Origin of the sequence: Rhodoferax sp. UBA5149 (assembly GCF_002413825.1) — a bacterium.
Lineage (GTDB): Bacteria > Pseudomonadota > Gammaproteobacteria > Burkholderiales > Burkholderiaceae_C > Rhodoferax.
This window is the reverse complement of sequence record NZ_DHXT01000040.1, coordinates 1-338: the sequence shown is the minus strand read 5'-3', so window position 1 is coordinate 338 and position 338 is coordinate 1. Positions and strand designations below refer to the sequence as shown.

At 67.8% G+C, this 338-nt stretch carries 1 protein-coding gene; it reads left to right on the top strand.

The genetic code is table 11. The features are described from left to right. A partial coding sequence (locus B3V69_RS02925) for a metallophosphoesterase family protein (RefSeq protein ID WP_414707457.1) occupies nt 1-338 on the top strand: 338 nt, incomplete at both ends.

Below are 338 nucleotides of genomic sequence, written 5' to 3'. Positions count from 1 at the left end.
TCGGGCGACATCACCCAGCGCGCGCGCCCCGGCCAGTTCCGCGATGCGCGGGCCTTCATCGATCGGCTCGGTGCGCCGGTGCTGGCCATTCCGGGCAACCACGACATTCCGCTCCTCAATCCGGGCGCCCGTCTCTTTCACCCCTACGCCCGGCACTGCAACGCCTTCGGCGACGCGCTTGAACCCGTGCATTCCTCGCCCGATTTGCTGGTGCTGTGCGTCAACACGACGCGCTGGTATCGGCACAAGGACGGCGAGGTGTCATCCAGGCAGATCGACCGGGTTGCCAGGCGCCTGGCCAGTGCAGACCCCAAACAGCTGCGCGTGGTGGTGGTCCA